The organism is Eubacterium sp. BIOML-A2 (assembly GCF_009680135.1).
Lineage (GTDB): Bacteria > Bacillota > Clostridia > Lachnospirales > Lachnospiraceae > Faecalicatena > Faecalicatena contortus_B.
In genome coordinates this window covers 51,856-67,461 of the sequence record NZ_WKZK01000020.1, presented here as the reverse complement: position 1 = coordinate 67,461, position 15,606 = coordinate 51,856, and the positions used below count along the sequence as shown (strand labels likewise).

Genomic DNA, 15,606 nt, shown 5'->3' with positions numbered 1-15,606 from the left:
TCAGGGCTGTTTCCCACCAAGAATTTCTAAGGTTCGCTTTGAGCGTTTTTGAAAGGACATGGATGTTCTCCGGGAGGTTTTCAGCTATCCCTTCATGGAGCTGGTGCATCCGACCGGCAGGAAAAGGATTCGTTCCTAAGGTGGAGCCTCAAACGGGGGCAGCGTATGGATATAGAATTGGCGGGACTTTTATGTCCCCATTAGGTGTACATAAGCAAGGGGATACGGTTCCAGTATCAAAATAATTCAATACGCATCTTGAAGATGAAAAGTCACGAATAGCCAATCCACATCCGCTGCCCTGGTCCGGGATCCCACCTGGTTGGCGAGTTTTCCTGCCGATTGGATGAGCCAGCTTCATGACAGGGAGGCCGGGGAGGCGCTGGGGCTGTATATGCCGTTGCGAAATGCTGGAGTGCGCTTAGTGATTCTTGAACAGCCGCTGCCGGATAGGCGGGGAACAACTTGATCTCCAAATCAAGTTGTTGCTGAACCCAGCGCGGGAAATCATCAGATTTCCCGTGATGTGTTCAGCGTACCCGCCTATCGGGCAGCGGCTGTTCTAGAAACACTTAGCAGCACGGGTGCATATCGCAACGGCATATACAGCCCCGGCACCTCCCCGGCCTCCCTGTCATGAAGCGTCCCCGTCCGTCGACAAGTCTAAAGCTAGCCGACTAAATCCCGATTAAGATGTTGGCTGGGGGATAAACAGTAACGTTTAAGTGGATACATTATATTATTCAGTTACAAACTGTTTGCTTAGTTATGCGAAGTATGGTATGCTGAATTCATCTTGAGTGGCCGGTATTCATATCGATTTCAAGCCACGGGATTTCTTTTTTATTCCGGTACTTCATTTTCGAAGTGTTATCCGCAATTAGAACAATTTAACTTTTTACAGAGGAGGAGTCTGCTTATGGCAAAAACACTGAAAGATTATTTTCCGATGATTCGGACAAGAAGGGAGGTGCTCGATGAGATTGGAAGCCGTGAGAAGCAGCTGGCTGTTTTTAAATCCTGGAGAGAAGGGCAGCAGGAAGAATTTCTGAATTTTTGCACAGGAGTAAAAGGCGTAAAGATATTGTATGATTCTTTTTTTAAGGAAATTTTTAGTCCGGAATATCATCCGGAAAGAATAGAACGTTTGCTTTCTGCCATTTTAGGGAAGTGGGTGAAAATCCGCTCTGTACTGCCCAATGATTCAGTTAGGATTGCCGATGAGCAGAGCCTTTTAATTACAGATATATTAGTGGAATTGGAAGATGGTAGCTTTGCCAATATTGAGATTCAGAAAATAGGGTATGCTTTTCCGGGACAACGGGTTGCATGTTATTCTGCAGACACGTTGCTGAGACAGTATAAAAGAGTAAGAAGTGAACGGAAGAAGAAGTTTACATACCACGATATAAAGACTGTATACACAATAGTATTTTTTGAAAATAGTACACGTGAATTTCAGAAGATAAAAGATAGCTATATTCATAGATCACGGCAGATTTTTGATACAGGGCTGGAACTAGAAACGCTGCAGGAGTATGTTTTGATTCCACTTGACATCTTTAGAGAAACGCTGCACAATAAAATAGTAGAGAATGAATTGGAGGCCTGGCTTTCATTTCTGACATTTGATGAACCGGAACGTATTATGCAGTTGATTGAGCGATTTCCTCAGTTCAGGGTTCTTTATGAGGATGTTTATGAAATGTGCCGTAATATCGAGGGAGTGATGAATATGTATTCAAAAGAATTGGCTGAGCTTGACCGGAATACGGTGAAATATATGATTGAGGAACAGGAAAAGGTAATTAAAGTACAGACAGAGGTGATACAAAAGAAAGAGGAGCAGCTGGATATGACAAAAGAACAATTAGAAGCTGCTAAGATATCATTAAAAGAAAAAGATGACCAGCTCAGCAATAATGAGGAAAGGTTAAATATGCAAGCCAGGGAAATTGCAGAGCTGAGAAAAAGATTGGAAGAATTAATAAAGAAAAGTTAAGCATTCTCAAGAAAGTACAGTAACTTTCAGACTGCCGTTGGGTATCAACAAAACAGAAAATAAAGATTAAAACATGATCTCTAAAGAGAGTGAAGAGGGACGATATCGAAAATGGATATCGTTCCTTTTCGTTTACATTATTTTAATGTTTCTGCCAGTACAGCATTGCACTAATAATTCAGCAATAAGCACCTGCTCTCTACACCATAGCTGTACCTGCTTACGCTAGACGTAGGAACCACTACGCCGTCGCGAAAGCAGGCACAACTCTGACGCAGATATCAGGCACTTATTACTGAAAGATTAATGCACTGCTGTACTAGTTATCTGATCACTGCCTACAAATAGACATCCATATCCGTCCGCTCGGTTATCCCTGAGCAACATGAAATCTGACAACAAAAGTGCACCCGCCCCCCGGTGTATCCTGTACGTCCAGATCCAGCCCCTGGGCATTTGCCAGTTCTGCTGCAATGGACAGACCCAGCCCAAAATGTTCTTTGTGGCTGCGGGATCTGTCGCCCCGATAAAAACGGTCAAATATCTGCAGTTTATTATCGTCGGGGATACCCACGCCGTAGTCAGTTACTGAGACGCACACAGAGCCGCTGCAGCAGTCTGCCTTCAACAGAACCTTCCGGCGGGAATTCTGTTCCAGTCCATACGCAGCCGCATTATCCAGAAGAATCGTGAATATCTGCAGACAGAGCTGCGGATCACCCTGGACGTAAGGCAGCGTCTCTTCGGGAAGTTCCAGCAGCAGCCTGGCGTTTTTTGCAAGGAAGACTGGTTCATACAGTTCCAGCAAATGCAGAAGCAGGTCGTCTATTTCCAGGTTTTGCTTATGCAGGGACAGACTTTTGCTGTCTGCAGTAGCAAGAAGCAGCAGGTTTTTGATGAGGGCGCTTCCACGGTCGCATTCACTTTGAATCACAGCCAGAAGCCGGGGGCTTTCCCAGGGCGCATCCTGTATGGCCGAGGCATTTGCCTGTATGACGGCCAGAGGCGAGCGCAGTTCATGTGAGGCTGCTGAGACAAAGTCTCTCTGTTTTTCGTAAGTTTCTTCCAATGGCTGTGTAGAGCGGAGGACAAACCGCCTGCCGCTTAGATACAGCAGGAAGATCCCGATTAGATCCATTAGAAGGTAAAGCAGCCCTGTTTTTAAGATACTTCTGCGGTTTTGGGTTTCATCGGATAATAGGATCATTTTCTTATAACCTGAATCTGTACGGATAATCAGCACATTACCAAGCCAGGTATCATAGTGTGCACCCTTAATACGAAAGACAGAACTCTTCAGCAGGTCTGAGGAAATGGGCTGGGAGCCTTCATAGATGCCCTCTTTTTTGGCTTCGGCAGCCGCACGGTCCAGCAGGGCATCCCGCCCGCCGTCCGGCTCCCAGGCACCGGGAAAAAAGAGCGGGTGCCCGTTTTCTTCTATGTATATCAGCAGGCTGTTCCTCAACTCCATTTCCGCCAGATAAGCGTCTGTAAACTGGGAATCGGTCTGCAGTTTGGATGTCAGAGAAAATAAATTGTTCTGAAATGCAGCCTCCCGGCGGTTATTCTGGGAAAAGGCAGAAAATAAGAAAGCCATAAAAACAACCAGCGTCAGGATCAAACCCGTGGTCAGTGTATATAAAAAGATAAGGTTTTGTTTAAATTTATGAAACATGATGTGCCTCCAGTGCTGCTATTCACGATGCCGTGCACCACGTTGCACGGCATCCGGGCCAGTAAGGTGATGGGGCCGGGCATCTGGCTCTTCGCCGCTGGCGACTTTAAATGAGCCAGATGCGGTTACTATGTACGGTTCACAGGCTGTGCATAGTAACCCTCCAGGCGGTAGCCAAGGCCATGTATGGTAGAAATGACACTCCGGCTGTGCAGCGTTTTCAGGTGTTTTCTTAAGAAATAAATGTAAGTATCCAGATTGCCGTCCTCCACTGCGGCATCCGATCCCCACACGCGTGCAAAGATCTGTTCCCGTGCAAGAACCATTTCCGGATTGCGCAGAAAGTATTCCATCAGCAGCGCTTCACGTCCGGACAACTGCGCTTCTCTTTCCTGGCACCGCAGTGTACGGCTCTCTGGTGTGAAACTCAGGTCAGAAAAGTGAAGCTCCTGATGTTCCTGTAGCACACCCGGACGGCGGGACAGCGCACGGATGCGTGCCATTAGTTCTTCAATTGCATAGGGCTTGACCAGATAATCATCAGCGCCGCAGTCAAGGCCATCGATCCGGTCGTTTACCGTATCCAGTGCCGTAGTCAGGATAACGGGGACGTTTATATGGTTCTGCCGGATAGAACGCAGAATGGAGAGCCCGTCAATCTCGGGAAGCATCCGGTCCAGCAGAATCAGGTCATAGGAATTCTTCATAGCAAAGTATAAAGCCTCACTTCCCTTATAACAGCAGTCAGAAGTGTGGTTTCTGGCCTTGAGCTGTAATTGAAGGGCCTGGCTTAATTCTTTATCATCTTCCACGATCAGTATATGCATCATAATACCTCTTTTCAAAACATTTTGGTGTGTATTAAATATAGTATAACAGATAAATCTCAAAAAAATCTTTAAGAAATAATTCCAGGCTTTCAAGATTTTTTGAGATTCTGTCTGTATGATTAAGAGTATTGATGGAGCATTCTTGGAAATCATCTCACAAAGCCGGGCACAAAGAGTTTCCGAGAGTACTCTGATATAGAAAGGGAGGTACAGCAGTGAAAAACAGAATAAAACAAACACTGGTATTTATACTGGCGCTGGCTCTTACGGCCGGTTTGCTGACAGGGTGCGGCAAAGGGGATACAAAAGATGATAATGCGGGAAAGGGGCGGTATATAGAAAAGGATATTGAACTGCCTTTTAAAGACGGAGAAGGCGGGATCAGCTTCTCCAAATCCAAAGACGGGAACCCCCTCTTGTTTGGGTCCAAAGGATCGGAAATAAACCGGTACGAATATAAAGATGGAGAATGGAAGGAAACTCCGGTTAAATGGATAGCGGAGTTATACCAGGATCATCCCCCGTATCTGGTTGATATGGAGGAGACAGCGGATGGCACACAGGTACTTTTGAGTGTAAATATGGAGACACAGCAGTTTCAGCTGGCCCTGGGAAAAGAGGGCGGTGCAGGGGAAGCGCTGGATGCAGCCTATTTTAAGCAGGAGACGGAGTACGGTACGTCTATGATAGCGGATCTGCTGGTCGATGATGCGGGGAATTACTGGCTGCAGGATATGTACCAGGAGAAGATCGTGATCCTTTCACCGGATACACTGGAAACTGTAAGCGAGATCCAGACGATCCAGTCGGTCAGCAATACACAGAAGCTAATGGCAAAGGGAAGTGACGGGATCGTGGCAGTGAACACAGAGGAAGGAATCTATACTTTATACCAGAGCGGCAGCCTGGCTAAGAAAGGGACACTGAAGCAGGAAAACGGCGAACAGGGACAGCTTTGCAGTGACGGCAGCAACTGGTATACAGTTTCAAAAGACGGAATCAGCAGAAAACAGAGTGGAAATGACATCAGCGAGATAGTGATGGAGGGAAGCATGGGCGCTATGGGCTCCCCTGTAAATAGTCCTGTCTCGGTGGTTATGGGCAATAAAGAAGACTTCTATGTACTATACAGTCAGGACAAAGTGGGAACAAACATCCTGGAGTATTATGTTTTTGACCCCAGTATTCCTTCTGTCCCGGAGAAAACACTGAAAGTTTTCGGCCTGTCAGAAAATGATACTGTGCGGCAGGCAATCATACGGTTCCAGAAAAAACATACCGATGTGAAAGTAGAGTTCCATACTTCCGGTAAAACAGCAGGCGAGGTGAGCACAGACGATATCCGTACTTTGAATACGGAACTGCTTAGCGGGAACGGAGCTGATGTGCTGCTGCTGGATGGCCTGCCGGTTGATTCCTATATTGAAAAGGGAGTGCTGGAAGATCTGACAGACCTTGCTGCTGACCTGACGGGACAGGATTCTTATCTGGAAGAGATTTTGAAGAATACTGCCCAGAGTGGAGGAAAGATTTACGGGATGCCGTTAAAGTTCAAGATACCGATCCTGTTCGGCGACGAAGAGGTAAAAGCAGCTCTGGAATCCATCGATACACTCCAGGCCTATATGGATGCCAATCCGGATGCATCCGTGTTTGGAGTTGCAGACTATGATTATATCCGTAATTTCCTATTCCAGCTGTACCAAGGCGAAATTGTGGATCCTGACGGTAAAATTGACCAGGCCAGGCTGGTGCAGCTTCTGGAGTTGGAATCAAAAATCAGCGTGAATGCACGGGCAGCAGAATTTGAGGGAGAAGAATACAACACTTCTTATGAATATGTTCCTGGGCCGTTTGACAATATTATGGGCGCGGGCATCATGAAATATCCGGACGCAGTGTCCACAGAAGAGATATCCAGTGTGCAGAATATGATACTGCCATACGCAATGATGCGGGAGCTGAACGTGAAGCCGTCCGCAGTTCAGAATATGTATAATCCGGTTGGTGTTGTGGGGATTAACGAGAGCAGCGGTGCGAAAGACCTTGCGGAAGATTTCGTAAAATATTTATTCTCCGAAGAAATACAGTCTGCACAGCTTGACGATGGATTTCCGGTTATGGAAAGCGCGATGGAGGGGCTGGCCGCCGAGGTGGACAGTGAGTATGCAAATTCATTTACAATGATGTCCAGCACGAAGATCGGAGATGATATCGTTGAAATATCCGCAACCTACCCTTCAGCAGAGGAAGTGGACCAGTTAATGGAGCTTGGCCAATCCCTGACAAAACCGGTTAATCAGGACCGGGTCGTATGGAACATTTACCAGGAGACAGCGGACAAATATCTGGAGGGAAGTATTGATGCCACAAAAGCGGCGGAGACAATCGCGCAGAAGGTGGATACCTATCTCGCAGAATAGAAAAAAAGAAATAAGAACGGCATACCTGTTTCTGCTCCCAAGCCTTTTGGGAGTAGGAGGGTTTGTCTTCCTGCCGTTTCTGGATGTGATCCGGCGGTCTTTTCTTCAGGCTTCCGGAAAGGGGTTTGTAGGAGCTCAGAATTATCAGTCGGTGCTGCTAAACGAGGCGTTTAAAAGGGCTGCGGGGAATACTGCACGGTTTATGGTGATCTGTATTCCGCTGCTTCTTTTACTATCACTGTGCACGGCGTTGGCGCTTCGAAATACCGGTGTGTTTCAAAAAGCGGCAAAGACCGGAGTGCTTCTGCCTATGGCTATGCCCGTGGCGTCTGTGGCAGTCTGTTTCCAGATGATTTTTGACAGGCATGGCTGGCTCAACCTACTGCTTCAAAAGTATGAAGGCGGGGGACAGGACTGGCTGGCATCGGACCAGGCGTTCTGGGTGCTGACGGCATGCTATATATGGAAGAACCTGGGATATGACATGGTGCTGTGGCTGGCAGGCTTGAGCGCCATACCACAGGAACAGTATGAGGCTGCCCAGGTGCAGGGCGCGGGCAGGTGGAGCTGTTTTCGGTATATCACAATGCCCCAGATGAAAGAAACGGTATTCGTGACAGCACTTTTGTCTTTTATCAATGCATTCCGCGTGTTCCGGGAAGCATATCTGATTGCAGGGGATTATCCCCACGACAGTATATACATGCTGCAGCATTTATTTAATAATTGGTTTACAAATCTGGACATCCAGAAAATGACAGCGGCGGCGGTACTGCTTATGCTGGGAATAGGAGGTGTCTTGGGCGGTGAGGAATTGTGGAGAAATCACAGAGAAAAGCGGGAGAGGCAGCTCGGTCAGTTATAAATCAGCCTCCGTGAGAGGAGCCGTTGTCCGGCTGTGTCTGATTCTGGTGCTGGCGGTCATTCTGCTTCCCTTGTTCCTGCTGGTTTCCTACTCCTTCATGGGAGTGCAGGAATTGAGAGAACTGTGCGGGCCGGTGCTTTCCGGCCTGGAAGGGATGTCTGGCTTCCGGCTGATCCCGGCTTACCCCACACTGCGTGCATATGTGCGGCTCCTGCTGGATTCGCCGGAATTTTTTACGGCGTTTTGGAACTCGTGTATCCAGACCGGCGGCATACTGGCTGGACAGCTTCTGACGGCAGTTCCTGCAGCATGGGCATTTGCCAGATTCCGGTTTCCGGGAAAAGGGTTGCTGTGGTTTCTCTATATGCTTTTGATGGTTCTTCCCTTTCAGGTAACTATGGTATCCGGCTATCTGGTGCTGAGTGCGGTACATCTGATGGATACGCCGGCAGCAGTGATTCTGCCGGGAATGTTTTCCACTTTGCCGGTATTCATATTGCGAAAGAGTTTTTCCGCCATACCAGGGGAAATGATTGAGGCTGCTAAGGTGGATGGCGCGGGGAGCCTGCGGATCTTTCTGCATGTGGGCCTGCCGCTTGGAAAAGCTGGAATCTTTGCAATATTGATTCTGGGATTTCTGGAGAGCTGGAATGCAATCGAGCAGCCGATGACTTATCTCAAGACAAAGGCATACTGGCCGCTTTCGCTTTACCTGCCGCAGATAACAGCCTCAAAGGCAGCCCTTGCATTTGCTGCGTCTATTATCATGCTGGCTCCGGCGTTGTTATTGTTCTTTTTCGGACAGGATTATCTGGAACAGGGAATTGTTGCATCAGGGATTAAGGAGTAGATCATAGATGGATAAGAATAAAAAACGGGCCATACGGATATTGGCAGTATTCCTGGCCGTGATGGCGCTTTGTACTGTAATTTCCAGAGCCGCTGCATCCGTACTGGTTGCACAGGTAAAGGTGGAGAAAATAAAAAAGGGACGCCTGACTTACACCTGGGAAGGGAAAGGGCAGATCGTACCGGCACAGGAGACAAAACTTTTTCTCTGGCCCCAGCAGCAGGTCGAGAGCGCCGCGAAGGAAGGCAGTACGGTAAAAGCAGGAGACTGTCTGGTACAGTTCAGGGCGGAATATCTCCAACAAACCATTGACAAGAAACAGGCCGAAGTAGAGAGACTGCGCCTGCAGAGGGAACAGCAGCAGGTTTCCGCCCGCGGGAGCCAAAGAGTATCCTCGGCTGCAGGGGCGGCCCTGACGCTGCAGTCTGCGCAGAACAGACTGGCAGAGGCAGAACAGAAGGCGGCAGAGGCACAGGCTGCATACGACGGGGCAGAAGCCGGCGGGCAGGGAGAAGAGGGGACCGGCGGACAGCCAGGTGCGGAAGAAGACCCGGGAATCCAGGAACAAAAACAGGCACTTTATCAGGCGCTCCAGAGTGCACAGGCAGAAGTGCAGTCTGCGAATCAGGCCCTGGAGGACGCCCAAAATGCCTATGACCTGGCATGCCGGGAAGATGCCGCCCAGGAGGCAAATGATGCCAATGCCCGGGAAGCGGCCGAGCTGGGGGTACAGGACCTGAACGTTCAGACAGAGCAGGCGGAGAGTGAGCTTCAAAAGCTCCGTGAGTATCAGGATTCCGGAGGGAAAATTTGTGCGGAACAGGACTGTGTGGTACTGCGGTCAGGAATCCAGGAAGGCGCTGTTACCACCGGATCGGAAATACTGGTTCTGGGAAGCGGAGGCTGGCGGCTGCGTGGAAGCGTAAGCGGGGAAGATAAAGAGCAGTTATCGGCAGGGAAAGAAGTAGAGATTACGCTGCCATCCTCGGAAAAGAGAATCCTAAAAATCGAGTCTGTGGAAAATGCGGACAGCAGCCAAAGCAAAGAAGAGGGACAGAGCCAGAGCGAAGGGCAATCCGGCAGTGGTGCGTCCGGCGAGACAGGAGCATTCTGGTATGCGCCGCTTCCAGAAAGAGTCGAGGGCGTATATAACAAGGCATTTACCTGGACGGCAAAGACCGAGTCTCAGGAGGAATATGAGCAGATGATACCGCTGAGTGCACTGCGCGAAGGCACTGACGGTACGTACTGTCTGATCCTTACCGAAAGTTCAGGCATGCTGGGGACGGTACAGAGCTCTAAAAGAGTTCCTGTAAGCGTACTGGAAAAGGACAGCCAGAACGCCGCTGTTATAGCAGAGCTTAGCAGAGAAGATCAGATTATAGTTTCATCGGAGAAATATGTGGAAGAAGGTGACCAGGTACGGATAATAGAAAACGCAAACTGACATTCTATCTATTGCTTGCCGCAGCGCTGATTCTGGCGGATCTGTGGCTACTCGGCCGCACACAGGCTGCGGAGACGTATTCCGGTTATCTGTCCCTGAGGTACCAGGAGGGGATGGTCCCGGAGGAATCCTTTGACCAGCTGATGGACAGTGAAGAAGCAAAAAAGCTTGCCTCAGCCGCGGTGTGGAAGAATCATGGCCGGAAGGAGATATCCGCAGAGCAGACGGGCAGGAAGCAGCAGGCAGACTGTTACAGTATCAAGGGACAGCCGGAGGCAGTGTTTGGAAAGACACTGCAGTCCGGCAGGTATTTTCTGAGCAGTGAAACCGATGTCTGCCTGCTGGATCAAAAGACTTCTATAGCCCTGTTTGGCGTCAAAGATGCCTCCGGAAATGTAATTCAAACAGGCGGGAAGACCTACCGCATAACCGGAATATTATCAGGAGAAGAGGCTGTCTGTATGATCCCTGCGGAAAAGGGAAGCGCATTTGACGGCATTTCTGTCCAAAGAAAAACGGACAGCAAGTCCGTGCAGAGTATTGTCAGCATGATGGAAGTATATCTGGGAGGATCCCATAAAGAAATCATAGACGGGCAGTTCTACTCGGCCACGGCAAAAATCATATTTGCAGTCAGTCAGGCTATGCTGTGCGCCGCCCTCTGTATTGCCGCTGGGGTATACGCAAAAAAAACCAGGAGACCGGCAGTTCTGTCCAGGTGCCTGGTGGCAGCAGGCTGGATCATGCTGCTGGTAATTGTAATTCTGGGAATCATGTTCTCCGGCCTGGGAAGAGACTATCTGCCCACTTACTGGTCGGATTTCGAATTTTTCAGCAGTCTTTGGAAAACGAAAACAGAGGCTGTCAGACAATTTGCAGCCTTTCAGCAGTTCTGGCCGGAACAGGAGCTGTACAATAATTGGAGGTTGGTTATGGGGGGCGGGGCAGCGATGACGGCAGTGGCTGCAATTGGAACATTATATGGAATCGTAGGCTTACGCCAATATAGAACTGGACAGACTCAGATATAAAAGAGAATATATTCCAACCGGGCAGAAATCCTTTCGGATGACTGCTCGGTTTTGCGTTTTTATCATATAAAATATAAAAATACTATGATATAATAAACGCAAAGTGAAAGCGGCATTTTTACTATAATGATAGGAGTACATCGTAAATGCTGCCTATTGAAAGGTGCCGCTGTTTGATTGGCGGTGTACAAGAGAGCAGAGGAGTGTGAACTATGAGTACAAGAGGCTATAAGTGCCCGTGTTGCGGCGGCAGCCTGGTGTTCAGCAGCGATACCCAAAAGCTTCAATGCCCGTCCTGCGATCATGAGATTGATATGGAAACAGTCCGTCAATATGCGGAGATCGTAGAGTCAGTAGAAGCGCAGGGGGATACATTCGAGTGGGGTGATGATGCCGGGGAGAGCCAGACTGAATGGGGAGTGAAAGAAGAAGAGGGAAGGAAACTTTATATCTGTCCTTGCTGCGGCGCGGAGGTGGATGCCGACGAGACCACCGCATCTACCACCTGTCTTTATTGTGACAGCCCCGTAATACTGCCGGGGCAAGTATCGGGGGAATACCACCCGGATCTGATTATACCTTTTCAGATGGATGAGGAGGGGGTAAAAGAGATATTTAAAGAGTACTGTAAAGGAAAGAAGTTTTTGCCAAAAGCTTTCCGGTCCGGGCGTAAAATACAGGAGGTAACCGGTAGTTATGTTCCATTTTGGCTGTTCAGCTGCCGGGCAAAGGGAACTTTTATTTATGATGCTCAAAAGATAAAAAAATGGCAGGATGATGATTTCGAATACACCCAGAGAGATTTATACCTGGTGACCAGAAAAGGAGATATGTTCTTCGAATACCTTCCTGTAGGCGGTTCCTCTGAGAAAGATGAAAGTTATATGGAATCCATAGAACCATATGGGATTGATAAAGCGGTTCCTTTTGAGGAAGGTTACCTGTCCGGTTATGAAGCAATTCGGTACGATGTGTCTAAAGATGAGTGCCGTAGCGTGGCAGAGGAAAGGATAAAGAGCTCACTTCAAAGAGCTATGAGCAAGTCAGTCAACCATAATGAGTATTATTCTATCTTTCAAAAAAGCTCCAGCATTGCCTGTACGAAAGGGAAGGTGCAGTATGCCTTGCTGCCGCTCTGGACGTTTCATGTGAAATATAAAGACAAAATATACCCCTTTGCAGTGAACGGACAGACCGGAAAACTGTCAGGTGATCTGCCGACTGATAAGGGGATGTACAGGAAAAATATGCTGGGAGTGTTTGCGGGAAGTACTCTGATTGTATATCTTCTTTTGCTTCTTATATTTTTCTAAGTCATAGACTTGCAGCGACATTAGGAATATGAAAACTACATATTACGGAAGAGGGACTGAGAATGAAACAAATACGATTTATGGCAGTACTGCTTATCCTGTTTCTGGTAAATGGAATGCCTGTTTCTGCGAATGAGGAGAGCAGCCTGCCGAAAGTGATTGATGAAGCGGAGCTTCTGTCCGAGGCAGAAGAGGCAGCACTGACAGAACAGATTTATGGCATTGGTGAAGAATATCAAATAGATGTAATTCTGGTAATGAAAAGGCAGATACAGGAAGCTGATTTAAATGCCGAGGCAAAAAATCTGTATAACCAGAATGGATATGGGATCGGGAACGACAAGAACGCAATTATGCTCATAATTGAATTGAACAGCGGCAATTGTAGAGTTGTTCAATTTGGAAATGAAAATACGTTTCTGTCCGGTGGTGATTTAACGCAGCTGCTTAAGAATGTGGCTGCCAATTATCTAAGCCCGGGTCAGTACAGCGAGGGCTTTCAGATTTATCTGGAGGGGATTGCAGAACTATATAGAAAAAAGCAGCCGGCAGACGGAGGCGCGGCCAAAGATACAAGCCAGACTCAGGAGGATGTGAAAACTGCTCCGAAGAAAAAATCTCCCTTAATTTACCTGATTCCCGCAATGATATGCGGAGGGATTATCACCTTAATTTGGAGGGGATTTATGAACAGAAAACCTGAGTCGGAGTATGATCAGAGTAATGCAGATGCATACCGGAACACAGATGCGTTGTTTCATACTCGTAAAACGGCGGTATTCTTAACAAGCGATATCACGAAAAAACCTATTGAAAAGGAAAAGGATCAGTCCGGAGAAGAAAAGAAGAGAGGGTAATATCAAATTCTCAATGGCTATGATATAATAAATGCAAAGCAATATAGCGAAAACGATATTTCTACTAAAATAAGACGAATGAGAATAGGAGTGTGGAAGATGAGTACAAAAGGCTATAAGTGCCCATGTTGTGGGGGGAGCCTGGTGTTCAGCAGTGATACCCAGAAGCTTCGGTGCCCATCCTGCGGCAATATGATTAGTATGGACGCAGTTCGGCAATATGCGGAGACCGTAGAGTCAGTGGAAGAGCAGGGGGATACATACGATTGGAACGAAGGTTCCAAGAGAAGACAGGGAGAATGGACGGTAAAACAAAAGGATGGCAGGAAAGTCTATACCTGTCCGTCCTGCGGCGGAGAGTTGGATGCGGCAGAGACTACGGCAGCTACGAAATGTCCATATTGTGACAGTCCTGTAATACTTCCTGGACAAGTATCGGGGCAATTCCAACCAGATTTGGTTATTCCGTTTCAGCTGGATGAGAACGATGCAAAAGAGGTATATAAAGATTTCTGTAAAGGAAAGAAACTTATACCGAGGGCGTTCCATTCTGAGCACAATATAAAGGAAATGACAGGGGTTTATGTTCCGTTCTGGCTGTTCAGCTGTCATACAAAAGGTACTTTGGTTTATGATGCGGAAAAGATGAAAAGATGGAGAGATGATTACTACGAGTACACTCAAAAGGACTTATATTTAGTTACCAGAGAAGGCAGTATGTTTTTCGAAAATATTCCGGTAGATGGTTCTGCTGAACTTGACGACACCTATATGGAGTCTCTTGAACCATTTGATATGAGTAAGGCAGTGCCGTTCCAAGAAGGCTATCTGTCTGGTTATGAGGCTCTTAAGTATGATGTACCTAAAGAAAAATGTCGACGGCGAGCAGAGGAACGGATAAAAAGTACATTTATAGATGTTATAAACAGTTCAATTAACAGAGGGGAGTATTATAGCATTAGGCAGAAAAGTTCAAGAGTTGCCTGCAATAGGGGTAAAGTCCGGTATGCTTTGCTTCCGGTATGGACATTTAATGTAGAGCATAAAGATAAGACATACCGCTTTGCAGTGAATGGGCAGACAGGAAAACTGGTAGGTGAACTGCCTGTTGATAAGGGACTGTTTTGGAAACATGCAATAGGAGTATTTGTAGGAAGCAGTGTGATTCTAAATTTACTTTGGCTGATTTTTCGTTAGGCTCATGCAATTATGGAGCGATTAGATATTGAGACGACATAAGATGGAAGAGGGATAGACAATGAAAAAAATACGATTTATGGCAGCACTGCTTTGCATGTTTCTGGTAAATGTATTACCAGTTTCAGCTACTGAAGAAGCAAGTCTGCCGAGAGTGGTTGATAATGCAGAAATTTTATCTGATGCAGAAGAATTGGAGTTGACATCGCTGGTCAACGATATTGCTACAGTATATCAGATTGATGTAGTCCTGATAACTGAAAGCCAGAGACAGGAAGCCGATATCCAAGCGGAAGCGGATATGTTGTTTGACACGAATGGATATGGCATAGGAGAAAAGAAAGATGGAGTGCTGTTTGTATTGGATATGGGGAATAGGGAGTGGGCGATTTCTACACACGGAGATACGATTACGCTGTTTTCTGACTACGATTTGAATTCGCTGGGCCAAACTGCAGCACAGAATTATTTTGCCAATGGCCGGTACCGAGACGGATTTGTGAGCTATGTGGCTGGGATTGTAAATATATGTGAGAAAAAAATGAATGTTCAAGGGAACGGACAAAGTGCTGGAAATGAGAGTACAGAGGAAAATGGAGCACCAGCTGCAGAAACGAATGGGGCAACAGATGGAGAAACAAATGGGACAGCAGATAAGGATGAGAAAAATCAGTCATCAAACAGTGCGACAGCAGGTACTAACCAGGATCAGACAGAGATGGAAACCTCATCAGAGTCATCTGAAAATAATGGCTATCCGGGCTTTGCAGGCGCATTAATTATAACCATCATATACATGATCAGAATGAAGAAAGGGATGAAAAAGGCACGTAAGCAGCAAAATGCAGATGTATATCAGAGTAGAGATGCATCAATGCAGATACGTAAAAGCGATGTATTCCTAACTACCAGCATCACGAAAACTCCGGTGAAGCAGAAGGATCCAGATCCACCGAGACGCCCGGATCCGCCGCGCGATTCTGATTCACAGAGATACAGCAGGACAACAACGACAGTTCATACAAGCGATAACGGCGAAACACATGGTGGCGCCAGCGGTAAGTTCTAGATTCAATAAATATACGTCGGGACGTACTCAAATATAAATCAGGAGGT

General features: G+C 47.2%; 13 protein-coding genes. 11 read left to right on the top strand and 2 right to left on the bottom strand.

The window, feature by feature from the left end:
• Both GKG43_RS23095 and GKG43_RS09380 read left to right on the top strand, forming a co-directional pair.
• Positions 1-245 (top strand): hypothetical protein (locus GKG43_RS23095; RefSeq protein ID WP_206672031.1); only part of this gene is annotated, 245 nt, incomplete at its 5' end.
• A gap of 674 nt (positions 246-919) precedes the next feature.
• Complete coding sequence (locus GKG43_RS09380) at positions 920-2,002, top strand: PD-(D/E)XK nuclease family transposase (protein WP_129879034.1); 1,083 nt, start codon at positions 920-922, stop codon at positions 2,000-2,002.
• A gap of 370 nt (positions 2,003-2,372) precedes the next feature.
• On the opposite strand, the gene GKG43_RS09375 is transcribed toward GKG43_RS09380, so the two are convergent.
• Together GKG43_RS09375 and GKG43_RS09370 are read right to left on the bottom strand one after the other, a co-directional pair.
• Entirely contained in the window at positions 2,373-3,677 is a 1,305-nt protein-coding gene (locus GKG43_RS09375; RefSeq protein WP_055154046.1) for a HAMP domain-containing sensor histidine kinase, read from the bottom strand.
• 128 nt (positions 3,678-3,805) lie between these two features.
• Entirely contained in the window at positions 3,806-4,507 is a 702-nt protein-coding gene (locus GKG43_RS09370) for a response regulator transcription factor (RefSeq protein ID WP_330581532.1), read from the bottom strand.
• A 215-nt stretch (positions 4,508-4,722) separates the two neighbouring features.
• Between GKG43_RS09370 and GKG43_RS09365 the strand changes: the two genes are divergently transcribed.
• The 9 genes from GKG43_RS09365 to GKG43_RS09325 all read left to right on the top strand — a co-directional run bounded on the left by GKG43_RS09365 (position 4,723) and on the right by GKG43_RS09325 (position 15,559).
• Positions 4,723-6,930 carry an extracellular solute-binding protein gene (locus GKG43_RS09365; RefSeq protein WP_055154042.1) on the top strand — a complete coding sequence of 736 codons (2,208 nt, stop codon included), beginning with the start codon at positions 4,723-4,725 and terminating at the stop codon, positions 6,928-6,930.
• Positions 6,872-7,795 carry a sugar ABC transporter permease gene (locus GKG43_RS09360; protein WP_129879033.1) on the top strand — a complete coding sequence of 308 codons (924 nt, stop codon included), beginning with the start codon at positions 6,872-6,874 and terminating at the stop codon, positions 7,793-7,795. The genes GKG43_RS09365 and GKG43_RS09360 overlap by 59 nt, the downstream gene beginning before the upstream one ends.
• 10 nt (positions 7,796-7,805) lie before the next feature.
• Positions 7,806-8,645, top strand: coding sequence for a carbohydrate ABC transporter permease (locus GKG43_RS09355; protein WP_050639227.1), 840 nt, complete (start codon positions 7,806-7,808; stop codon positions 8,643-8,645).
• Between the two features lie 7 nt (positions 8,646-8,652).
• Positions 8,653-10,092 carry a hypothetical protein gene (locus GKG43_RS09350; protein WP_050639007.1) on the top strand — a complete coding sequence of 480 codons (1,440 nt, stop codon included), beginning with the start codon at positions 8,653-8,655 and terminating at the stop codon, positions 10,090-10,092.
• Positions 10,093-10,205: 113 nt separating this feature from the next.
• Positions 10,206-11,123, top strand: coding sequence for an ABC transporter permease (locus tag GKG43_RS09345; RefSeq protein ID WP_129879032.1), 918 nt, complete (start codon positions 10,206-10,208; stop codon positions 11,121-11,123).
• A 212-nt stretch (positions 11,124-11,335) separates the two neighbouring features.
• Positions 11,336-12,436 carry a hypothetical protein gene (locus tag GKG43_RS09340; protein ID WP_055154038.1) on the top strand — a complete coding sequence of 367 codons (1,101 nt, stop codon included), beginning with the start codon at positions 11,336-11,338 and terminating at the stop codon, positions 12,434-12,436.
• A gap of 62 nt (positions 12,437-12,498) precedes the next feature.
• Positions 12,499-13,293, top strand: a complete 795-nt coding sequence (locus GKG43_RS09335; RefSeq protein WP_055154036.1) for a TPM domain-containing protein — start codon at positions 12,499-12,501, stop codon at positions 13,291-13,293.
• 99 nt (positions 13,294-13,392) lie between these two features.
• Positions 13,393-14,490 carry a hypothetical protein gene (locus GKG43_RS09330; RefSeq protein ID WP_050639003.1) on the top strand — a complete coding sequence of 366 codons (1,098 nt, stop codon included), beginning with the start codon at positions 13,393-13,395 and terminating at the stop codon, positions 14,488-14,490.
• 61 nt (positions 14,491-14,551) lie between these two features.
• Positions 14,552-15,559, top strand: coding sequence for a TPM domain-containing protein (locus tag GKG43_RS09325; protein ID WP_050639002.1), 1,008 nt, complete (start codon positions 14,552-14,554; stop codon positions 15,557-15,559).
• The last annotated feature ends 47 nt before the right edge of the window (positions 15,560-15,606 follow it).